Consider the following 21,134-nt stretch of genomic DNA (forward strand, 5'->3'; position numbering starts at 1 on the left):
CGTCGCGGACAGACCGGAATCCGGCGGCCCATCACTCCGGGCGGAGGTTCTCCGGGAGGGGGAACGGCAGCGTGTAGACGATCTGGGGCGCGTCGATGGCGCCGAAGTCGTCCTTCTTGACCACGATGCGGTCGATGGAGACCTCGGTGATGCGCACGCGCATCCACCGGCCGTCGTCCAGGCGCAGCTGGTAGCGGTCGGCGAGGTAGCCGATGCCCGCAGACTCCAGCATCTCCTCGCCGGTGAGCCAGTCGGTCGGGCCGGATAGCTCGCGGCCGAGGAGGTCGATCGGCACGAAGCCGTCGCCGTCCGGGCGCAGCCAGCCCACGCGCTCGCCGTCCTCACGGCGGTGCTCGATCCACTCCTGCTCGATCTGTTCCCGCATCCTGCTTACCGTAGCGGCAGACCGCGACCTATGATGAGCGCGTGCTCGCCGGAAGAGCCGACGGCGAGGGCGGGCACGTCGCTCCCGAAGGAGGTGCGGCATGACTCTGGATGTCGCAGAAGCGGGTGAGCGCGCGGAGACCCCGCTCACTCCCGAGGAGCTGGCCGCGGCCGGGCGTGCAGCCCGGGCCACGCTGCCGCGCTCCGCCCACGCGGACTACGTGCCCCCGCCCGGGCGCGACCCGATGGGCATCCTCCGCTCCCAGCACGAGGACCGCCTGCAGAATCTCGTCGACCTGCGGGTGGAGCGGATGAGCGCCGACGCGTTCGCCTTCTATCGCGGCACGGCGGCGATCCAGGCCGCCGACCTGGCCGCGGCACCCACGACGGGTGCGGAGGTCGTCGTCTGCGGCGACGCCCACATCTCCAACTTCGGGATGTACCGCTCACCCGAGAACGCGATGGTGTTCGACATCAACGACTTCGACGAGTCGACGGTCGGGCCGTGGGAGTGGGACGTCAAGCGGATGCTCACCAGCATCGTCCTCGCCGGGCGGTCGCTCGGGATGTCGCCCGAATTCGTGCGGGACACGACGCGGTCGGCCGGGGAGGCCTACCGCCGCTGGCTGCAGGAGGCGCTGACCGAGCCGCTGACCGCCCGCTACTTCACGCCGACCTCCGTGACGTCCGGCCACGGACGGCTCAGCGCGGACATGGAGCAGCTGATCCGCCAGGTCACCAAGGAGTCGAAGAAGCGGACGACCGAGCATGCCGCCCGACGCACGCTCCGCGCCGACGAGGACGGTGTGCTGCGCTTCGTCGACCGGCCGCCGATCCTGCGGCGGGCGGAGCCGGAGATCCAGGCCCTGGCCCAGGATGCGTACGACCGCTACCGCCGCACGCTCCCGCCCAACACCGCCCTCCTCGCCTCGCAGCTGCGCGTCGACGACGTGGCCCGGCGCGTCGTCGGAGTGGGCAGCGTCGGCACGCGCTGCTTCGTGATCGCGCTGCGCGGGCCGATCGGCGAGCCGGTGATCCTGCAGCTGAAGGAGGCGAGCGCCTCGGTCGTCGAACGGTTCGGCGGGGTGGCACCTCTGCCCGGCTACCTCGACCTCTCCCTGCTCCCGGACGACCAGGGCTACCGCGTCGTCGCGTGCCAGCGCATCCTGCAGGCGGTGTCCGACCCGTTCCTCGGCTTCATCCGGGTCGAAGGATTCGCCTTCTACCTGCGCCAGTTCCGCAACCGCAACGCGTCGTTCGACATCCCGTCGATGAACGCCGCACAGTTCTCGGACTACGCCCGGGTGTGCGCCGTCGTACTGGCCCGGGCGCACGCGCGCTCTCCGAAGTCGGCGTTCGTCTCCGGCTACCTCGGCTCCGGACCGGCGTTCGCCCACGCCGCGACGACGTGGGCGGAGCGATACGCCGATCAGGCGGAGGCCGACTACCGCGAGTTCGTCGAGGTCGCCCGAGCGGGAGGGTTCGCGGTCAGCTGACGGCGGGGCGGAGTCCCGCGGCGCCACGGTCGAGGAATGCCCGCACGGCGTCCTCGACCGCCGGAGTGTCGAGGTGGAGGCCGTGGCGGGCGTCGAGTTCGAGCAGCGTCGCGTTCGGGATGCCGCCCGCGAGCAGGCGCGCGTGCTCCAGCGGGGTGAGCACATCCCGGGTGCCGTGGATCACCAGCGTCTCGGCGCGGATGCGTGCCAGCGCGTCCGTCCCGTCATGGTCCCTGCTGGCGGCGAAGTGCCCGCGGAGCGCCGGACGGCCGGCGACGCGCGAGAAGAAGCGGTCTACGTCGCCAGGATGCTCGGCCGCCCACGCATCGTCGAAGAACTGCGGCAGCATGCGGTCGCGGTCGCCGCTCAGAAGGTCGGCGATCGCCGAGGGATCGCGGCGCTGCGCTGTGCGGTCGCCGGCGGAGGTGGCGATGAGGACCAGCCGCCGTACACGCGCGGGATCCTCAGCGGCCATCCACTGCGCTACGCGGCCGCCCATCGAGTGGCCGATGACGTGGGCGGCGGCGACGCCTGCGGCATCGAGCACGGCGATCGCGTCGGAGGCGAACTCGCGCGTCGAGTAACGTGTGGTGTCGCCCTCGCCGCTGGCCCCGATCCCGCGATGGTCGAACACGATGACGCGAAAGTCCTGCGCCAGCGCGTCGGCGAACGGGCCCCAGCCGTGCATCCCGGTCGCCTGCCCGGCGATCAGCAGCACCGGCACCCCGACGCCGCGCTCGTCGAAGGCGATCGGCGTTCCGTCGTCGGCTGTCGCGAAGCTGCTCATGCGGGGATCGCGCGCTCCCGCACCGCGCGCGCACTCCACCGGCCGTCGGCCTTCTCGACCCGGATGCGGTGCTCGAAGGCCCGCGTGACGGTCTCCGTCGTGACCGCCTCGTCGATGCCGCCCCGCGCCACGATGCGTCCGTGCGCGATCAGCAGGGCGTGCGTCGTCGTCTCCGGCAGCTCCTCCAGGTGATGGGTGACCAGGACGCTGGCGAGCTCCGGCGCCGTGTGCGCGAGCCCGTCGATCGTCTCCAGCAGCTGCTCCCGCGCCGCGACGTCGAGGCCGGTCGTCGGCTCGTCGAGCAGCAGCAGCCGGGGCTCCGAGATGAGGGCCCGCGCGATCAGTGAGCGCCCGCGCTCGCCCTGCGAGAGCGTGGGCCAGCGCGCCTCCCGGCGTTCGTCGAGACCGACCGAGTGGATGAGATCGTGCGCACGGCGGACCTCCTCCTCTGTCGGCTCCCACCGCATCGGCAGTTCCAGTGTGCCGGTGATGCCGGTGAGCACGACCTCGGTCACGGTGAGCGGAGACCGGACGGGGTGCCGCGGGTTGACGTGCCCGATGTGCCGCCGCAGCTCCTGCAGCTCGACGCGTCCCAGCCGGCGGCCCAGCACATCCACGGTCCCGGAGGTCGGGAAGGTGAGGGCGCCGCAGAACCCGAGCACCGTCGACTTGCCCGCGCCGTTCGGGCCGAGCAGTGCCCAGTGCTCTCCCGCCCGGACCGTGAGGTCGATCCCGTCGAGGATCTGGGTGCCGTCACGGCGGAACGTGACATCGCGGAGTTCGAGGACGCTGTCTGCGGCGGTCGGGGTCACCGATTCACCCTATCCGGGGCGGCACCCTGTCCGGGGCGGCGCCTTATCGGGCGGCGAGGGCGTTGCGCATCCACCCGGTCGCCGTCAAGGGACTCGTCCGGACGCCCGCATCGTGCGACGGTGTGGATATGACGACCCCCACGCCGACCGCCCTCGCCGGATACGAGGAGGTCGCGGCGGAGTCGCCCGGCCGGGTGGTCCCGCTGCTGGGGGCCCTCTCGCACGTGCCACCGGATGCGGTCCCTCTGCCCGGCGGCGGGCGGACGGCGGAGCGGTTCGGCACGCTCTCGCGGATCGCGGCGATCGACCTGACGGCCGCGCGGGTGCTCGAACCGCACCTCGATGCGCTCGCGATCCTCGCTGAGGCCGGGCTCCCACACCCCGCGACAGGGACGACGTGGGGCGTGTTCGCGGCGGAGGCCCCGGGCACGGCCCTCGAAGCCGTGCGGAGTGCCGACGGATGGACACTCGACGGCGCCAAGCCGTGGTGCTCGCTCGGCGGTCACCTGACCCACGGTCTCGTCACCGCGACCGTCGGCGACGAGCGGAGGATGTTCGCGGTCGACCTTCGCCAGGACGCCGTCACGGCCGAGCCGGCCGCCTGGGTCGCGCGCGGGCTCGCCGAGGTGGAGAGCGGTCCGCTCCGCTTCGAGAACGCCGCCGCTGAACCGGTCGGCGCGGCCGGTTGGTATCTGGATCGACCTGGATTCCGCTGGGGCGGCATCGGCGTCGCCGCGTGCTGGTGGGGCGGCTGCCTCCCGCTGTTCCGCGCCCTGACGACGCGGGCCGCCGCCCCCGGGAATCCGCTCCTTGCCGCCCGGGTCGGGGAACTGTACCGCGCGCTGGAGTCGGGGCGCCTCCAGCTGGAGAACGCGGCGGGCCTGATCGACGCCGGAGTGGACGGCGACGAGGCGGCGGCGCTCGCCCACACCGTGCGCGGAACGGTCGCCGACGCGGTCGTGCTGACCCTCGCGGCCGTGCGCGACCTGCTCGGACCGGCGGCCCTCGCCTTCGACGAGGCGCACGCCCGCCGCGCCGCCGACCTCGAACTGTACGTGTCGCAGTACCACCGCGGCCGCGACGACGAGTCGCTCGCGAAGCGGCTCGCCCAGCTGGATGCGCGGTCCGTCTGGTGGTGAGCTTCGACCCGCGGACAGCCGTGACGGACCCGGAAGCGTGGGAGGCGCTGGACGAGTGGTCCGGTGTCCCCGCGTTCGACGAACAGCCGGACGAACTGATCGTCTTCTCCGCCCACCCCGACGACGAGACGCTCGGCGTCGGTGGTCTGCTCGCGCGTGCCGCCGGGGCCGGGTTCCCGGCCCGGGTCGTGGTCGCCGCCGCGTGCGATGACGGAAGGCTGGATGAGTTGGATGCCGCACTCGCGTCCCTCGGCCTCCCCACGACTCCCGCGGCGCAGCCCGTCGTGCCGCTCGGTCTGCCCGACGGCGCCCTGAAACACCACACGGCTGACCTCCGCGCCGCGATCGCGGAGATCCTCGACGCGCCGTCGGAGGCGCGGAACCGCCTGGTGCTCGCGCCGTGGACCGGCGACCGGCACGGCGACCACCGGACCCTCGGGCGGGAGGTCGTCGCGGCCGCCCGGGAGCGCGGACTGCGCATCCTGCTCTACCCGGTGTGGCTCTGGCAGTGGGGCACTCCGGCCGACGTCCCGTGGCGGCGGGTGCGCGAGGTCGTCCTCGACGCCGGCGAGCGGACCAGCAAGCGCACCGCTCTCGCTGCATTCCCCTCGCAGCTGCGAACCCCCGAAAACCCGGAGGGTGTACTGGAGCCGGGCTTCGTGGCGCGTGCGGCCGACGGCCGCGAGGTCGTCATCGAGCCGCCCGAGCCGGCGGATCAGCACTTCGAGCGGATGCACCACGAACGCGACGACCCGTGGCGTGTCCGCACGCGCTGGTACGAACGGAGGCGACGGGCGGTGCTCGCCGCCTCCCTCCCCCGCGAGCGGTACGGCCGAGCAGTCGAGCTCGGCTGCTCGATCGGGGAGACGACACTGGTGCTCGCCGATCGGTGCGATGAGCTCATCGCGGTGGACGGCTCCGCGTCGGCCGTGGAGGCCGCGGCGGAGCGGCTGCGCGACCGGCCGAACGTCGTGGTCGAGCGCATGCGCGTCCCGCAGCAGTGGCCGGTGGCCGCGGACCACGGCACCGACCTCGTGATCGTCTCCGAGCTGGCGTACTACCTTGCCGAAGACGAGTGGGATGCCGTCATCGACCGCATCGTCGGGTCCCTCGCGCCGGGCGGCGAGGTGCTGCTCTGCCACTGGACGGGCGACTCCGACGATTTCGCCCAGTCAGGAGAGGCAGCGCACGACCGGTTCCGCGAGCGCTCCCGTCTGCGGACTGCGGTCGTGCATCGCGATGAGGAGTTCGTGCTGGAGGTCCTGCGATGAGGCCCGCCATCCGTCGAGCGGTCGTCGTGATCCCCGCCCGCGACGAGGCTCCGACACTCGACGCCTGCCTCGCGTCGGTCGAGGCCGCCGGCGCGATCGTCGAGGTGCCGACGGACATCGTCCTCGTGCTCGACGCGTGCACGGACGGCTCGGCGGCGATCGCGGCACGGCATCCTGCTGTTCGCACGGTGACCGTGGAGTTCGGGAACGTCGGCCGCAGCCGTGCATTCGGCGTCGAGACGGCGCTCGCCGGCAGTAGACAGCGCCCGGAGAGCGTGTGGCTGGCGTTCACCGATGCCGACGGCACGGTTCCGCGCGGGTGGCTCGCCGAGCACCTGCGCGCGGCCCGGCACGCCGACGCCTACACGGGCGCCGTCGTCCCGGTGCTCGACGATCTCGACGCCGAGCGCCGCCGCGTCTGGGAGGACCGGCATCCCCCTGGCGCCACCCTCGGCCACGTGCACGGCGCGAACCTGGGGATGCGGGCATCCGCCTACCGCCGGGCCGGCGGCTTCCCGCCGCTCGCCACCGCGGAGGACGTCCGCCTGGCCGCGCGGCTGCGGGAATCGGGCATCGTGATGCTGTCGTCCGAGCACGAGCCGGTCGTCACCTCCGCCCGGCTGCGCGGGCGTGCACCGGAGGGGTACGCGGGCTATCTGGAGGCGCTGGCGGCCGACCGCTGACCGCGGTCACGGTTGGGTCACGTTCGGGCTTCCTTCGACCTACACCTAGGGGACGCACAGGCCGACTCCCTACGCTCGCCCGTTATGACGACGCAGCCGCTGAGACTCGGGCCGTTCGCCCGACGCCGCCTGGTCCGGCTGGCGCGCCGCGACGCGGCCACCGTCCATGACACCGAGGTGGATGCGGGCGACCGGACATCGCCGACCGTCGCCACCCTGCAGGCCAGGGCCGACGCCTTCGCCCGCCGGGAGGAGCAGCGCTTCTTTCGCAGCATGCGTCGCGAGCTCACCGAGCACCGCGTCCTCACCTCCGCCCTCCGCTCCGACCTCGACACGTACGAGGAACGGATCGACCGGCTTCCCGAGGGCGACCGGCTCCGCATCGCCGAAGGACAGGGCACCGCGTTCGAGGAGCTGCGGCGGCTGGAGCGGCGCATCCGCCGGGCACACCGGCGCAGCGACGAGCTCAGTGCCCTGATCAACGCGCGGTTCACCGCGGCGCAACTGCGGGCGGCACGGATGTTCGACCGCTCCGACGAGAAGGCCGCCGTGTACTGGGGCGCCCTCCGCCAGGCGACATCGGGACGCGTGTCCGCGCATCCACCCGCGCTGCAGCGTTCCGGCTGGCTCACCTCGCGCGGCACCGCCGTCGACGCCCTGCACCCCATCGCCGCAGCCCGCACCGCGGGTGAGGAGACCGCCGGCGTCGCCGCCGCCGGCAACGACGACCACCACAGGAGGACCGATGCCTCGGCGTGACCGACTGACCGACTACCGCGTCCCCGCCACCGGCGGCCTCCGCCGACGGCTGCTCCGACGGCTGCGCCGCATGCGCCACGCCGTCGACGTCGAGACCCTGGAGGTGTTCGAGCACGAGCTCGCCGCGTTCGAGCGCGCCGGGGTCGCCGAGCTCGAGCGGCAGCGCACCCGGAATGTCGCAGCGGCCTCGGCCCGCGTCGCCGAAGCGCAGGCGCGGCAGGAGCTCATCCGCCGGGCGCTGCAACGGGCCGAGGACGACATCCGCCGGGCCGACCAGGACGTCGAGCGGCTCGACGCCAAGCTGGCCGGTCACGACCCCGACTTCCACTCCTACGCCTGAGAGGCCGCCCATGGCTCGCGACATCGTCACCCGCCCTCCGCGCCTGCGTCCCCACGTCGGCCACGTCTCCCCGTTCGCCCACGTCATGGTCTACGTGCTGCTCGTCGCCATGATCGCGGTGGACTACATCCTGCTCGCCCAGGCGCTGACCCTGCTGCTGCGCAACGACAGCCAGTACGGGTCGATCGGGCTGCAGATGTACGTCATCACGCTCGGCATCTCGCTCGCGGTCGTCACGCTGCCGCACGTCGTGGCCATCCTGCTCCGCCGCGTCCAGGCGGGCGTCATGTCGCGCAGGTGGATCATCACCTCGGTCGTGCTCGGACTAGTCTGGGCCGCCATCCTCGCCGCCATCACGATCGCCCGGATCAAAGCGGGCATCGACGCGCAGAACGCGGGCGGACTCACCGGGCTCGTGGGCGGTGCGCAGACGGCAGCGCCTGCCGGGTTCTCGTGGACAGCGCCGGATACGATCATGGCGTTCCTCATGCTGGGTGTGCTGGCCACCTCTGGCGCCCTCAGCTTCGTCGTGGCGTGGCTGACGACGAAACCGCTCCTCACCGCGGCCGAGAAGGCGCACGCGCAGGCCGCGCGGCTGCGGCTGCTTCGCGATCGGCTGCACGGCGAGGCGGTCGCCGCGGAGGAGCGCACGCGCCTGGCCCTGCAGCTCGATGCGCACGACGCCGTCCGTTACACCGGCGCCCGCGTGACGTTCCACTCCCGGATGGATGTGGTGCGCGCCCAGCTCGCGACCCGTCTGGCGCAGCGCGAGCGCGACCCGGAGAGCACCAGCCAGATCATCCGCGAGCTGCGCGCCCGCCGCAGCGTCGAGACCCCCGACCTCGCCCCACCCCTGCCGCCCGGGGCCTCCGCATCCCCCACCTCCCCCTCCTCCCCCACCTCCCCGACCGCGTGAAAGGCTCCCACATGCCCCACCTCCCCCCGTCGAGTACGCACACATTGCACGCGACGCGCCACGAGAGCGGTCAGTCTTCGCGGACTCGACGGTGGGGGAAGCGCGGCATGCGGGCGGGAGCAGTTGCAGGGGTCGTCGTGGCGGTCGTCGCGGGACTCGCAGCGTGCGCGCCGGCGACGGCATCCGGCGAGGCGTGCGACCAGTCGCACAAGCGCAACCTCGGGGTCGTCGCCGGGAGCACGGCGAATGCGCCGGCCGTGAGCATCCCCGCATCCGCGTCCGCCCAGCTGCAGGCAGCAGGCAAGACGAACGGCAGCGTGACCGTCGTCGTGCCGTCCGGCACCCCGCAGGTCATGGGCACGACCGCGCTCGGTTCGTCGGCCCAGGATGCGATCGTCTGCCAGAACGACCAGCGCACCAAGCTCACGCAGATCACCTCCTACATCGACGGTCTCAAGGCGTCGGCGCCGGAGGTCGACTACCTGGGCGCCATCGACCAGGCGTCGCGCAACCTCGGCAGCGACCCGATGGGCGTCATCGTCGTCGGCAGCGGGCTGCAGACCACCGACCCGCTGAACTTCGCCGGAACCGGCCTGCTCTACGCCGATCCGGCGCAGGTGGTCTCCGACCTGACCTCCCGGAAGCTGCTCCCGACGGACCTGAAGGGCGTCACCGTGTACTGGTCCGGGATGGGCGACACCGCGGGCGCGCAGCAGCCGCTGACCGTCCCCGCGCGCAGCAACCTGGAGGCGATCTGGTCCGCCGTGATCACGGCGGCCGGCGGAACCCTCTCCCTGCTGCCCGAGCCGGCCTCTGGGAACGCGGCCGCCGGTCTCCCGGCCGTGACCCCGGTGACCATCGAGCCGGTCGCCACGAAGACGGACTGGTCGAAGCCCGTCGTCATCCGCAACAGCGAGCTGCTCTTCACCAAGGACACGGCGGACTTCTCCGACCCGGCCGCGGCCCAGAAGGTGCTCGCGACGCTCGTGCCCGCGATCGAGCAGAACGGCAAGCCGGTGACCATCACGGGCACCGCATCCAAGGACCAGGCGACCGACAACACCGCCGACACCGCGCTCTCGCTGAAGCGGGCGGATGCGGTCAAGGCGGCGTTGGTGGGTCTCGGCGTGCCCGCCACGCTGCTCCAGACCGCGGGGGTCGGCTTCGAATGGTGCGGCTGGAAGGAGGAGACCGACGCGTCCGGTGCGTACTCGGACGCCGTCGCCGAGCAGAACCGCACCGTCATCCTCACCTCGGCGGGCGTCGGGCTCTGCGGCTGATCGGGATGCGGCCGGCGGGAATCATCCAGAGCCCGTTCCGGTTCCGGCAGGTATGACGACAATCGGATTCATCGGTTCAGGACACATCGGCTCCCAGCTCGCCCGCCTCGCGGTCGCCCGCGGCTACGACGTCGTGCTCAGCAACTCGCGCGGCCCGGAGACGCTGAGCGGCCTCGTGGACGAGCTCGGCGAGCACGCCCGAGCCGCCACCCCGGCCGAGGCGGCCGCCGCCGGCGACATCGTCGTGGTCACGACCCCGCTCGCCGCCGAGGCGACGCTGCCGGTCGAGGAGCTGGCCGGCAAGATCGTCATCGACACGAACAACTACTACCCACAGCGCGACGGGCACATCGCGGAGTTGGACGACGAGTCCACCACCGTCGCCGAGCGCCTGCAGAAGGTGCTGCCGACGTCGCACGTCGTGAAGGCCTTCAACCACATCGGCGCCGCCGAACTGACCAGCCAGAGCCTGCCCGCCGGCACCCCGGACCGCCGCGCCCTCATCGTCGCCGGAGACGACCCGGCCGCCCGCGAGCGCGTCGCCGCGCTGATCGACGAGTTCGGATTCGACACCGTCGACGTCGGCGAGCTGTCCGAGGGATGGCGCGCCCAGCGAGACACACCGGCCTACGTCCGCCGCTACGACGCCGCCGGCCTGCGTGAGGCGCTGGCCGCCGCGAAGCGCTACCGCGACAGGTGACGAGAGCCGGGGCGCGTCATCCCGTCGCGCCCCGGCCCGTCAGCCCGCGCGCTGCGCGGTGACGAGCTCCACCGTCAGTGCGGTGTCGTCGGCCTCCGCAGCCGCACGCGACGACAGGTAGCTGCCGCTGACGAACGCGATCGCGGCGAACACCAGGGCCACCACGAGATCGGCCCACTCGGTGGGGGTCAGATGCTGCAGCAGGCCGCCCGGACCCTCGGTGGCGTCGGCGGCGTCGGGCGCCAGGAGCAGCCCCACGGCGATGGCGCAGACCGCCAGCGCGAAGCCCAGTACGTACCACGCGATTTCCTTCACCTTCCTAGCTAACCTCCGATCGCGGATCCTCTAAACCTCCTTGCGCATGACGGATCCGGAGTGCTAGTGGGCTCGCGCGGCACGCCCTCTGTACATTTGCACATCGAAGCAACACAATGACGTGACATGAGCCACCCTCATGTAATCCGCACGCCGGACCAGCGGCTGCGGATCTTCGTCTCCTCCACGCTGCAGGAGCTCGCCGCTGAGCGCCGGGCAGCGCGGACCGCCATCGAGCGGTTGCATCTCGCCCCCGTCATGTTCGAACTGGGCGCCCGGCCGCATCCTCCGCGCGAGCTCTACCGCGCCTACCTGGAGCAGAGCGACGTCTTCCTCGGTCTGTACTGGGAGCGCTACGGCTGGGTCGCCCCGGACGAGGAGGTCTCCGGCCTCGAGGACGAGTACAACCTCTGCCCTACCGAGCTGCCTCGCCTGCTCTACGTCAAGAGCCCGGCCGACAACCGCGAGCCGCGCCTCGCCACACTGCTTGCGCGCATCCGCGACGACGACCGTGCCGCATACAAGTACTTCGAGACGCCCAAAGAGCTCGCGCAGCTGATCGAGAACGACCTCGCCACGCTGCTCGCCGAGCGCTTCGACCAGAGCCGTGCCCTCATCACGGCCGATGTGGCGAGCGACGCCGACCGCGTCGTTGAGCCCGTGCGACTGCCGGTCCCGCTGACCGGGCTCGTCGGGCGGGAGGCGGACATCGCGGCGATCGGCGATCGGCTCGCGCGCGGCACCCGCCTCGTGACGCTGGTCGGCCCAGGTGGCATCGGGAAGAGCCGGCTCGCGATCGCGGCAGCGCGCGCCGCCGCCCAGCACTTCGACGACGGAGCGGTGTTCGTCGACCTCTCGGCGGTGCACGACCCGCAGCGGGTACCGAACCGCATCGCGCAGGCCCTGGGCGTGCGCGACACCGGAGACGCGCCCATCCTCGACAACCTCGCGACGGCGCTGCGCGACCGCAGCATCCTGCTGGTCCTCGACAATTTCGAGCAGGTGCTGGATGCGGCGCCCCTGCTGACCGGTCTGCTCGCGGCCGCCCCCGGCGTCGCACTGCTGGTGACCAGCCGGACGCTGCTGCGGGTGAGCGCCGAGCAGAGCTATGACGTCGGACCGCTCGCCGAGGACTCCTCGGTCAATCTCTTCGTCGAGCGGGCGCACGCCGTGAAGCCCGACTTCGAGATCACCGCGGAGAACGCCGACGCGGTCGCCCGTGTGTGCACGGCGCTCGACGGCGTGCCGCTGGCGATCGAGCTCGCGGCCGCGCGCATCCGGGTGCTCTCCCCCGCTGAGCTGCTGGACCGCCTCGACCGGCGACTCTCGGTGCTCGTCGGCGGGTCGCGCGACCTCCCGGAGCGGCAGCAGACGATCCGCCGCACGATCGAGTGGAGCACGCAGCTGCTGGCGCCGGAGCAGCGCCGTCTGCTCGCCCGCCTGGGAGTGTTCGAGGGCGGTTTCACCCTGGAGGCGGCGGAGTTCGTCGGCGCGGACGGCGACGATGCCGACGTGCTGTCCGATCTCGCCGTGCTCGTCGACTCCAGCCTCGTCGCCCAGCACGACAGCGACGACCGGCCGCGCTTCACGATGCAGGCGATCGTCCGCGAGTACGCCAGGGAGCAGCTCCACGGCGACGGCGAGCTCGAGAGCGCCCGCGACGCCCACGCCAGGTACTTCATCGACCTCGGCGCACGGGCGCGGCTGCCGCTGAAGGGCGGAGGGCAGCGCGAGTGGATGCAGCGGCTCGGCGACGAGCGCGACAACCTCCGCGCCGCCGAGCGCTACCTGCTGGACGCCCGCGACTGGGACCGGGCAGCCGAGCTCGCCTTCAACCTCTTCCTGTACTTCTGGGTGATCGGCCTGCTCGGCGAGGTGCGCACGTGGATGGACGAACCGCTCGAGTCGGGTGAGGCCCTCCACGACCGCACGCGCGCGGTCGCGCTCTACTTCACGCGGACCATCCGGTTCTGGAAGGACCCGGACGGACGCGTCGCCGCCGATCTCGCGGAGAGCGCCGACCTGTTCCGCCGCTGCGCCGACCGCTCCGGCGAGGCGATGGCGCAGATCTCCCTCGCCCTCGCGCTCCTCGCCGGCGAGAAACCGGATACCGACCGCGCATCGGACGTGATGGAGCGGAGCCTGCGGCTGTTCCGCGAGACCGGCGACGTGTGGGGCGAGGCGATGGCGCTCGTGCTCCTCGGCCGGGTAGCGCTGCTGCGGCAGGAGCTGCACGCCGCCTTCGAGCGGTTCGACGAGTCCCTCGCCCTCACGCAGCGGGCCGGGGATGCCGTCGGTGGCCGGATCGCCTCCTATCACCTGGGCTGGGCGCACCTCCTGCTCGGCTCGCCCGAGGACGCCAGGAAGGACTTCTCGCTGAGTGTGACCCTGTCCACGTCGCTCGGACACATCGAGGGGATCGCATACGGGCTCGAGGGCCTTGCGGCCGTGGCCGCCCTCGCCGGCGACGTCGAGCGGGCCGGGCGCCTCGCCGGGGCCGCACACGCACTGCGGGAGCGGTCGGGAACCCACAACGGGCCGACGTTCACCTTCCACCAGCGGTACCTGGACCGCCTCGCCTCCGTGGCGCCGGCCGGGCGGCTGGCGGCCGCGGTGTCCGAGGGTCGCGAGCTCAGCGTCGAGCAGGCCGTCGCCGAAGCCCTCGCGGAGCCGAGCCTGAACTGAGCGCTCGTTAACGATGGGAGCCCCGGCACCAGAGGAGGTGCCGGGGCTCCGTCGGATCCCGGTTGGCGCACCCGAAACGCCGGCCGGGATGGTTCAGGGGGTCAGGCGATGAGCGCCTGCTCCTCGGCCGGTGCCGGTGCGACCCAGGCGCCGTAGACGGCGACGCGTGCGGACTCCAGCGTCCCGTACACGCCCAGCTCACGGCCGGTGCAGTCGGTGGCGACGAAACCGTCGTGGTTGCGGTCCACCATGCCCACGTACGCGGTCGGCGTCGAGGCGACCCAGAGGGCGGCCGCCGGCGAGTGCCACGAGACGTACTCGGTGGGCAGGTCGACGATTTCTGCGAGGGACTCGGCCATGGCTCTTTCCTAACTTCTCTTCCGTCGTGGTGCGATTCGAAGATCTAGTTAGATGATCGAACTACCCGCTCGGTGAAGCAAGAAAATCGGGGGGCCTTGTTTTCGTGAAACGCTTCCGCTATAAGCGCTGGGCCAGCCTCAACCCCGGGGATTCGGGCGGATCTCGGACTCCTCCATCACGATCATCCCGGAGGCCCTGCTGGCGGTCTGGATCATGGCCTCGATCCAGTCCTTGTTGAGAGTCGGGACCTTGGAGCCGGAGAAGAAGATGTGCAGGGGGACGCCGTTGTCGACCCAGACGGTGTGACGACCGCTGCCGAGCTCGGCCGGCACCGGCCAGGTGAGGAAGAAGTTCTCCCCACGGCGGAGCTTGGTGCTGATCGCGATCTGCATGTGGAACAGCAGGCGGTCGTCGAGTTCGTAGCTTTCGCCGTCGTAGCGCAGTGTGCCCACGGATGCCTTTCCTCTGGTCGTTCGTGGCGCCTTGCGGCGCTGCTGCGAGCTTACCCGTCCGGAATACAGGTGTATCGTGACCGCGCGATAGTCTTCTACATCATCCCCACGGAAAGGATCGCCGCATGATCGTTCACCGCCTCACGGTCGATGGAAAGGACTACTTCCTCCCCGATCCGGTGGACGACCTGCGCGGGAAGATCCTCGAGGCCGTACGAGCCGGCGGCGGCTACGTCACCATCCCCCCGCTCCGCGGCGGCCCCGGCGTGGACGTGCTCTTCTCCCCCGGCATGCCGGTCACCTGGGCGCAGATCGAGGTCGACCCGCCCGCTCCCCGTCAGGAGGAGTCGCGCGTCGACATCGACTCGTTCGACGCACTCTGAGCACCGCTCACCGGACGACCTGGACGCGCTCGGCCTGACCACAGGCCGGGCGCGTTCTGTGTCAGGACTCGCGGGTGCGCATCCGGTACCACGAGAGCAGCGACGTGGCCGGCTGCGGGCGTGCGATCCAGTACCCCTGGGCACGGTCGCAGCCCGCGGCGGCAAGCCGGTCGAGCTGCCCGCGGCTCTCGACGCCCTCGCCGACGACGCGGATGCCGCGGCGGTGCGCCTCGCCGATGATCTGGGCGACCTCGTGAACCCGGTCATCCGCCTGCACCAGGCTCTTGTCGAGCTTCAGCTCGCTGGCATGCAGGGATTCGACCCGCGCGAACGACGAATGCCCTGTCCCGAAGTCGTCCACCGAGATCGTGACGCCGGCCGCGGCGAGCGCCTCCAGTGGAGCAGCGACCCGCTCGGGATGCTCGATGCTGTAGCTCTCGGTCACCTCGACGATGAGCGTCTCCGGGTCGCACCGGCCGGTCGCGAAGGCGCCCTCGAACATGTCGTAGAGGGAGGGATCCTCCAGCTGGGTCGCCGAGACGTTGACCGCCACATCGATGGTGCAGCCCGGGATGTACTCCGACGTCACGTCGGAGATGATCCGAGCCGTCAGCAGCGGGAGCAGGCCGGTCTTCTGCGCGATGTCGACGAAGACGTCGGGAGCGACCTCACCGTGCTCCGGATGCGTCCAGCGGGCGAGCGCCTCCACACCGACGACCGTGCCGTCGGCGACGTCGATCTGCGGCTGGTAGGCGGCCGTGACCTGGCGCTGCGCCAGCGCGATCTCGAAATCGCGGGCGAAGTCCTCGAGGGTCCCGTCCACCAACGTCACCTTCGTGATGATTCCCACGCCAGGCTAGGTTGTCAACTTTTGAGGGACCCCTTGCGGAGAACAGGGGTGTGGCGCTAGCGGGCGCGTCGGCGGCGGTGCCGCTGACCTCCCGCGATGCTCAAGAACGTCGCTGCGGCCGCCCCCGCGACCCCGGCGACCACCAGATCCACCGCCTGGACGACAGGCGACACCGCCTCGCCCACGGGCGCGAGCAGCAGGACGATCGCCGCGACAGCGACCGCTGCGGCGAATGCTCCCGCCGATGACAGACCGTACATGGCCCTTCCCCCTCCGGATGGCCTTCCCCCCGAACGATCCGAAGCATAGCCAGTCCACAGCTTACGGGGCAGACCCGACTCGGCCTGTTCACCGAATCGTCATCACCGCATCCGTGGCGCTCCCCCGGTACTCCGCGGAGAGGAGGCGGTAGGAGCGGGTGAGGAACGCGCCGAGCGCCAGCGCGACCATGATGAGGCCGGAGACGAGGAACACCAGGGCGATCCCCCGCGCGCTGCCGTCGCCGAGGAGCCAGCCCCACGTCGCCGAACCCGACTCGGACGCCATGTACGGGATGATCAGGAACTGCGCCACCGGCGCGATCAGGAACGCGGTGATCGGGGCCGCGGCCGACTCCAGCGCCTGCGCGAAACCGAACACGCGACCCTGCCGGGCGAACGGCACGATCTTCTGGATGACCGTCTGCTCCGACGCCTCCACGGCCGGGATGAGCGCCATGTACGCCCAGATGCCGGCCGCGTACAGCAGCCACCACTCACGGAGGGTGAAGGTCGCGCCGAGCAGTCCCATGATGGCGACCAGGATCAGCATGGTCCGGATGGGGTTCTTGCCGAGGCCGAACTTCGCCACGACCAGCCCGCCGATGATGAACCCGGTGGAGGCGACACCGAGGACGATGCCCCACACCTCCACGGCGAAGAGCTCGAGACCGTACGGGTCCATCAGCGCGAGGTAGACGCCGCCGATCAGGTTGTTGAACGTCGAGAAGATGATGAGGGCGAACAGTCCGGGCGCCTGGCGGATCGCCGCGATGCTCCCACGCAGGTCGACGGCCGACGCCGACGCGTCGCGCTCCGGGAGCTCCTCGGGGATGCGCAGCATGAGCAGGTGGAGGGCGGCCAGCCCGGTCAGGACGATCGCGATGACGAGCGTCCACCCCATCCCGAGCAGGCCGATCGAGAGGCCGCTGAAGACGCTGGTGACGATGAAGGCGAGACCCTGGACGGTGCCGACGAGCCCGTTGGCGTTGGCGTGGCGCTCGACGGGGACGAGCAGGGTGACCGTGGTCGACAGGGCGATGTTGCGGAGGTTCTCGACGACGGCACCGAACAGGATGATGCCCGCGAAGATCCAGAACATCGGGCCGCCCAGGTCGAGCAGCGCCTCCTCGGGGAAGATCAGATAGAGCACACCGGCGATCGAGAAGGACGCGAGCGTCAGCAGCGAGGCGAGCATCATGACGGACTGCTTGCGATGCCGGTCGACGATCGTGCCGAAGACGATGGAGAACACCGCGACCAGGAGCATGTAGGCACCGCCCACGATGCCGGTCGCGAGCACCGACCGGGTCTCGAGGTAGACCCAGAAGGTCAGGGCGAACCAGAGGTAGCTCGTCGTGACGTTGGCCACGGCCGTGTTGACGAGCACCTGCGCGAAGGTGCGCATGCCCCGCTCCGGTGACGCCGCCGTCATACGCGAACCCTACCCGCCCCTCCGCCCCACCGTCGAGTACGCACAAACTGCACGCGGAACGCCGCGGGGATGTGCAAAGTTCGCGGACTCGACGGTGGGGCGGAGGGGCGCGAGGGGGTCAGGCGGCGGGCGGGAAGGGGACGGGGTAGGGCTCGGCGGCGTCGGCGGAGCGCGAGACAGGCGCCCACGCGAGGTCGGAGGCCAGGAGGCGACGGTCCTGCGCGACGCTCATCTCGGTGGCGTTCACCCCGAGCGGGAGGTTCTGCGGGATGTCGTCGCTCTTGGCGAGGCGGACGAGGATCTCGGCCGCGCGGTCCGGGTCGCCGGCCGGGCCCTCGTCGGACTGACGGACCCGGCGGTTCATCGCGCCGACGGTGCTCTCGTATCCCTCGGGGATCTCGCGCACCTCCATCGACGAGCCCGCCCAGTCGGTGCGGAAGCCGCTCGGCTCGACGACGAGGACCTTCACGCCGAACGGAGCCGTCTCCGTCCGGAGCACGCGGCTGAAGCCGTCGATCGCGAACTTCGCGGCCTGGTAGGAGGCGATGCCGGGCGACCCGCCGACGCGCCCGCCGACCGACGAGAACTGGATGACGAGCCCGCCGCCCTGCGCGCGCAGCAGCGGGATGGCCGCCTTGCTGATGTTGTACACGCCCCAGAAGTTGGTCTCGAACTGGGTGCGGAAGTCGGCGTCGTCCGTCGTCTCGATCGGCGACACGTTCGCGTAGCCGGCGTTGTTGACGATCACGTCGAGCCGACCGAACCGGTCGTGCGCCTCGCGGAGCGCCTCGGCGGCGCGGGCGGGGTCGGTGACATCGAGCCGGAGCGGCAGGATGCGGTCGCCGAACTCGGCGACGAGGTCGTCGAGCTGCTCTGGGCGACGGGCGGTGGCGGCGACGCGGTCACCGGCGCGGAGCGCGGCGACGACGAGGGAGCGGCCGAAGCCGCGGGAGGAGCCTGTGATGAACCATGTCTGTTCCATGACGTTAATGAAACACCGTTTCTTTAAATAATGCAACTCGGTTGCGCTAAACTGGCGGCATGACCCAGCAGGAGACGCGAGAGAGCGGGCAGCGACGAGCCCGATCCCCCGAGGCGAAAGCCGCCCGCGAGCAGGCGATCCTCGACGCCGCCCGCGCCCTCGGCCGCGATCGTGGCATCCGCACGGTCACTCTGACCGACATCGCCGACGCGGTCGGGATGCACAAGTCGGCCATGCTGCGGTACTTCGAGACCCGGGAGGAGATCTTCCTCCGTCTCACGGCCGAGGCGTGGCGGGAGTGGACGCCCGTGCTGTGCGAGCGGGTCCGTCGCGCCTCCACCGCCGACGGCGTCGCAACCGCCTTCGCCTCCACCCTCGCCGCGCGCGGAGCGTTCTGCGACCTGCTCGCGCAGGCGCCCCTGAACCTCGAGCGCAACGTCTCCGTCGAGGCCGTGCGCAGCTACAAGCTCACGAGCGGCGAGAGCCTCGCGGCGATCAGCGACGCGGTCCGGGATGCGCTCCCGGCCCTCTCGGACACCGCCGCACGCGATCTGGTCGCCGCCGCCACCTCCCTCGCCGGCACCTTCTGGCAGATCTCCACCCCGCCGCCGGAGATCGCCGAGCTCTACCGGACCGACCCGCGGCTCGGGCACGCGCTGATCGACTTGGAGCCGCGGCTCCGCCGCATCCTCCGCGCATACCTGACCGGAGCGCTCGCCGACTGAGCGGGGCGTACGGTGTCGGCGTGACCGACGTTTCACAGGGCCCCTCCGGAGAGGACACCGCTCAGGGAACCCGTGCGGCGCGCGGTCCGGCCTTCGCGGTCTGCATCGCCGTGGGCGCACTGACCATCCTCGATCTCTCCGGCGTGAACGTCGCGCTGCCGTCCATCCAGCGCTCCCTGCACGCCGACTCGACGCAGCTGCAGCTGATCGTCGCGGGCTACGCGCTCGCCTTCGGCCTCACGCTCGTGCCCTCCGGGCGCCTCGGTGACACCCGATCACGCCGGGCGATGTTCGTCATCGGCCTGGTCGGCTTCAGCCTCGCGAGCGCCCTCTGCGCGCTCGCCCCGAACATCCTCTGGCTGACCATCGCGCGCTTCGTGCAGGGGGCCGCGGCCGGCGTCCAGATGCCCCAGGTGCTCGGGATGATCCAGCAGCTCTACCGCGGACCGGAGCGCGGGCGCGCGTTCGGGGTCTTCGGTGCGATGGTCGGCATCGCCACGGCGATCGGCCCGAGCCTCGCCGGCTCCCTGATCGCCCTCGGCGGCGCGGAGGAGGGCTGGCGGCTGCTCTTCTGGTTCAACGTGCCATGCGGAGCCGTCGCGCTCTTCTTCGCTCTGCGGTTCCTGCCGCGCAGACAGGAGAGGCCCGCGGGAGGGACGCAGCTGGATCCGGTCGGGCTGATCCTGCTGGCCGGGGCCATCCTCGGCCTGATGCTGCCCTTCCTGCTCACCACGGGCTCCCCCACCGACGACCCGCTCCGCTGGCTGTGGCTCATCGCGTTCGCGGCCTTCGGGTCGGCATTCCTCCTCTGGGAGCGCCGCTATGCGAAGCGCGGGCTCTCGCCGATCGTCCACCTCGACCTGTTCCGGCTGGCGTCGTACCGCAACGGCATCCTCATCGCCGCGGTGTATTTCGCCGGTCTTCCGGCGAGCTTCCTCGTCACCACCCTGTTCCTCCAGGAGGGGCTGCACGCTCAGCCGCTTGCCGCGGGTCTCGTCAGCGTCCCCTTCGCCCTCGGCGCGGCGGTATCGGCGTTCATCGGGGGCCGTCTCGTCCAGCGCTTCGGACGCGCCCTCGTCGTCGTGGGGCTCGTCATCGTGATCGTGGGCATCGGCGCGCTGCTCGCCTCAGCGACCCTGGCACCGCCGGCCGCGGCGGAATGGCTGATGGCCGCATCCACTCTGGTCGGCGGCATCGGCGGCGGGTTCGTCATCTCCCCCAACCAGACGCTGACGCTCTCGGAGGTGCCGCCGGAGGAGGGCAGCGCGGCCGGGTCGATCGCGCAGCTGGGCCAGCGGGTCGGAACGGCCGTCGGCGTCGCACTGGTGACGGCGGTGTTCTTCGCGACCGTCCCGGGCGGCGGCAACCATCCGATCGATCAGTACCACCAGGCGGTCCGGGACGGCTACCTCGTCACTCTCGCGCTGCTCGCGGTCGCCCTCGTCGTCGGGTTGGTCGACCTCCGTGCCCGCAAGAAGGCAGGGAAGACCGGCGTCTGACCCGGCAGCCGTTCCCCGCAGAGCGCGCGTCACTCCGCCGATCGGCGCAACCGACGCCGTAGCCTATGCAAGTATTTACGCCCGTTCGGGGATGGGGTGGTTCCGATGGTCTCGCAGCTCGGGCGCGTGCGCGCGCTCACCGTGGCGGCGGCCGTGCTCGCGCTGGCGCTGGCCGGTTGCGCGCCGAAGTCCGGCGCCGACGCCGGGACCCAGACGCCGTTCCCGACGCCGACGCTCACCGCCAGCCCGACGCCGACGCCGACGGCCCCCGCGACGCAGACTCCCGCGCCGACGACCGGCCCGGATGCCACAGACGCGCCGGACGCGCCCGCACCGACCGGGGCGCCCGTCGACACCGCCGGGGCGAAGGCGCTGGCCGTGCAGGCGTGCCAGCAGGTCGCCGACGGCTTCGCCGCGACGCGAGTCGCCGCCGCGACGCCCCTCGCCGCCGCTGCCGCCGAGAAGGACGGCGTCTGGAAGCCGCTGGCCGCGAATCTCGCCTTCATCAATGCCAACCCCATCAATCCGGAGACCGGCGCGGGCCCGCAGAAGACGGTGGACGACTCCTCCGCCGTCGCACGCGACTGCTTCACGCTCGCCGGCGTCACCGTGAGTCAGGACTGA

General features: G+C 71.6%; 24 protein-coding genes. 14 read left to right on the forward strand and 10 right to left on the reverse strand.

Translation table 11 applies throughout. The annotated features are described in order from the left end of the window. Window positions 1-31: 31 nt before the first annotated feature. Complete coding sequence (locus BLR91_RS12030) at window positions 32-385, reverse strand: hypothetical protein (RefSeq protein ID WP_089875100.1); 354 nt, start codon at window positions 383-385, stop codon at window positions 32-34. A gap of 100 nt (window positions 386-485) precedes the next feature. On the opposite strand from BLR91_RS12030, the gene BLR91_RS12035 reads away from it, so the two are divergent. Beyond that, window positions 486-1,880, forward strand: a complete 1,395-nt coding sequence (locus BLR91_RS12035) for a DUF2252 domain-containing protein (RefSeq protein WP_089875097.1) — start codon at window positions 486-488, stop codon at window positions 1,878-1,880. On the opposite strand, the gene BLR91_RS12040 is transcribed toward BLR91_RS12035, so the two are convergent. Together BLR91_RS12040 and BLR91_RS12045 are read right to left on the reverse strand one after the other, a co-directional pair. Then, the gene (locus BLR91_RS12040; protein WP_089881411.1) at window positions 1,873-2,667 is read right to left on the reverse strand and encodes an alpha/beta fold hydrolase; all 795 of its coding nucleotides are present in this window, start codon (window positions 2,665-2,667) and stop codon (window positions 1,873-1,875) included. The genes BLR91_RS12035 and BLR91_RS12040 overlap by 8 nt on opposite strands. Next, window positions 2,664-3,479 (reverse strand): ABC transporter ATP-binding protein, encoded by an 816-nt coding sequence (locus BLR91_RS12045; protein ID WP_089875095.1) that lies wholly within the window; start codon window positions 3,477-3,479, stop codon window positions 2,664-2,666. The genes BLR91_RS12040 and BLR91_RS12045 overlap by 4 nt, the downstream gene beginning before the upstream one ends. 128 nt (window positions 3,480-3,607) lie before the next feature. Here BLR91_RS12045 and BLR91_RS12050 point away from each other — a divergent pair, with 128 nt between their 5' ends. The 8 genes from BLR91_RS12050 (at window position 3,608) to BLR91_RS12085 (ending at window position 10,567) form a co-directional block, all read left to right on the forward strand. Continuing rightward, entirely contained in the window at window positions 3,608-4,618 is a 1,011-nt protein-coding gene (locus BLR91_RS12050; protein ID WP_231918896.1) for an acyl-CoA dehydrogenase family protein, read from the forward strand. Between the two features lie 20 nt (window positions 4,619-4,638). Further along, complete coding sequence (locus BLR91_RS12055) at window positions 4,639-5,889, forward strand: PIG-L family deacetylase (protein WP_231918897.1); 1,251 nt, start codon at window positions 4,639-4,641, stop codon at window positions 5,887-5,889. Continuing rightward, window positions 5,886-6,572 carry a glycosyltransferase gene (locus tag BLR91_RS12060; protein WP_089875089.1) on the forward strand — a complete coding sequence of 229 codons (687 nt, stop codon included), beginning with the start codon at window positions 5,886-5,888 and terminating at the stop codon, window positions 6,570-6,572. The genes BLR91_RS12055 and BLR91_RS12060 overlap by 4 nt, the downstream gene beginning before the upstream one ends. A gap of 84 nt (window positions 6,573-6,656) precedes the next feature. Further along, window positions 6,657-7,331: a hypothetical protein gene (locus tag BLR91_RS12065; protein WP_018190259.1), complete on the forward strand. Its 675-nt coding sequence runs from the start codon at window positions 6,657-6,659 to the stop codon at window positions 7,329-7,331. Next, window positions 7,318-7,671, forward strand: a complete 354-nt coding sequence (locus BLR91_RS12070) for a hypothetical protein (RefSeq protein ID WP_018190258.1) — start codon at window positions 7,318-7,320, stop codon at window positions 7,669-7,671. Before BLR91_RS12065 ends, BLR91_RS12070 begins: the two co-directional genes overlap by 14 nt. Window positions 7,672-7,681: 10 nt before the next feature. After that, window positions 7,682-8,587 (forward strand): hypothetical protein, encoded by a 906-nt coding sequence (locus tag BLR91_RS12075; protein ID WP_089875087.1) that lies wholly within the window; start codon window positions 7,682-7,684, stop codon window positions 8,585-8,587. 107 nt (window positions 8,588-8,694) lie between these two features. Further along, complete coding sequence (locus BLR91_RS12080) at window positions 8,695-9,867, forward strand: OmpA family protein (RefSeq protein WP_231918898.1); 1,173 nt, start codon at window positions 8,695-8,697, stop codon at window positions 9,865-9,867. Between the two features lie 52 nt (window positions 9,868-9,919). Beyond that, complete coding sequence (locus tag BLR91_RS12085) at window positions 9,920-10,567, forward strand: NADPH-dependent F420 reductase (RefSeq protein WP_089875083.1); 648 nt, start codon at window positions 9,920-9,922, stop codon at window positions 10,565-10,567. Between the two features lie 39 nt (window positions 10,568-10,606). Here the strand turns inward: BLR91_RS12085 and BLR91_RS12090 are convergent, their stop codons facing one another. After that, window positions 10,607-10,882, reverse strand: a complete 276-nt coding sequence (locus BLR91_RS12090; RefSeq protein ID WP_089875081.1) for a hypothetical protein — start codon at window positions 10,880-10,882, stop codon at window positions 10,607-10,609. A gap of 126 nt (window positions 10,883-11,008) precedes the next feature. Between BLR91_RS12090 and BLR91_RS12095 the strand changes: the two genes are divergently transcribed. Continuing rightward, on the forward strand, window positions 11,009-13,567 hold the full coding sequence (locus tag BLR91_RS12095; protein ID WP_089875079.1) for a DUF4062 domain-containing protein: 2,559 nt from the start codon (window positions 11,009-11,011) through the stop codon (window positions 13,565-13,567). A 101-nt stretch (window positions 13,568-13,668) separates the two neighbouring features. Here the strand turns inward: BLR91_RS12095 and BLR91_RS12100 are convergent, their stop codons facing one another. Further along, the gene (locus BLR91_RS12100) at window positions 13,669-13,926 is read right to left on the reverse strand and encodes a hypothetical protein (protein WP_018190253.1); all 258 of its coding nucleotides are present in this window, start codon (window positions 13,924-13,926) and stop codon (window positions 13,669-13,671) included. Window positions 13,927-14,064: 138 nt separating this feature from the next. After that, window positions 14,065-14,379 (reverse strand): DUF7882 family protein, encoded by a 315-nt coding sequence (locus BLR91_RS12105; RefSeq protein ID WP_089875077.1) that lies wholly within the window; start codon window positions 14,377-14,379, stop codon window positions 14,065-14,067. 125 nt (window positions 14,380-14,504) lie between these two features. Between BLR91_RS12105 and BLR91_RS12110 the strand changes: the two genes are divergently transcribed. Then, on the forward strand, window positions 14,505-14,762 hold the full coding sequence (locus BLR91_RS12110; protein WP_018190251.1) for a hypothetical protein: 258 nt from the start codon (window positions 14,505-14,507) through the stop codon (window positions 14,760-14,762). Window positions 14,763-14,823: 61 nt separating this feature from the next. Here the strand turns inward: BLR91_RS12110 and BLR91_RS12115 are convergent, their stop codons facing one another. The 4 genes from BLR91_RS12115 to BLR91_RS12130 form a co-directional block, all read right to left on the reverse strand. Continuing rightward, the gene (locus BLR91_RS12115; RefSeq protein WP_089875075.1) at window positions 14,824-15,612 is read right to left on the reverse strand and encodes an EAL domain-containing protein; all 789 of its coding nucleotides are present in this window, start codon (window positions 15,610-15,612) and stop codon (window positions 14,824-14,826) included. 56 nt (window positions 15,613-15,668) lie between these two features. Continuing rightward, entirely contained in the window at window positions 15,669-15,872 is a 204-nt protein-coding gene (locus BLR91_RS12120; protein WP_018190249.1) for a hypothetical protein, read from the reverse strand. An 88-nt stretch (window positions 15,873-15,960) separates the two neighbouring features. Continuing rightward, the gene (locus BLR91_RS12125; RefSeq protein WP_089875073.1) at window positions 15,961-17,304 is read right to left on the reverse strand and encodes an MFS transporter; all 1,344 of its coding nucleotides are present in this window, start codon (window positions 17,302-17,304) and stop codon (window positions 15,961-15,963) included. Between the two features lie 118 nt (window positions 17,305-17,422). Further along, window positions 17,423-18,286, reverse strand: coding sequence for an SDR family NAD(P)-dependent oxidoreductase (locus BLR91_RS12130; protein WP_089875071.1), 864 nt, complete (start codon window positions 18,284-18,286; stop codon window positions 17,423-17,425). Between the two features lie 59 nt (window positions 18,287-18,345). Between BLR91_RS12130 and BLR91_RS12135 the strand changes: the two genes are divergently transcribed. The 3 genes from BLR91_RS12135 to BLR91_RS12145 all read left to right on the forward strand — a co-directional run bounded on the left by BLR91_RS12135 (window position 18,346) and on the right by BLR91_RS12145 (window position 21,134). Continuing rightward, a complete protein-coding gene (locus BLR91_RS12135; protein ID WP_020075301.1) occupies window positions 18,346-19,011 on the forward strand; it encodes a TetR/AcrR family transcriptional regulator in 666 nt (221 codons plus the stop codon). A 20-nt stretch (window positions 19,012-19,031) separates the two neighbouring features. Beyond that, the gene (locus BLR91_RS12140; protein ID WP_089875069.1) at window positions 19,032-20,510 is read left to right on the forward strand and encodes an MFS transporter; all 1,479 of its coding nucleotides are present in this window, start codon (window positions 19,032-19,034) and stop codon (window positions 20,508-20,510) included. A gap of 105 nt (window positions 20,511-20,615) precedes the next feature. Next, window positions 20,616-21,134: a hypothetical protein gene (locus BLR91_RS12145; RefSeq protein ID WP_089875067.1), complete on the forward strand. Its 519-nt coding sequence runs from the start codon at window positions 20,616-20,618 to the stop codon at window positions 21,132-21,134.

It is taken from the genome of Leifsonia sp. 466MF (genome assembly GCF_900100265.1).
Classification (GTDB): Bacteria; Actinomycetota; Actinomycetes; order Actinomycetales; family Microbacteriaceae; genus Leifsonia.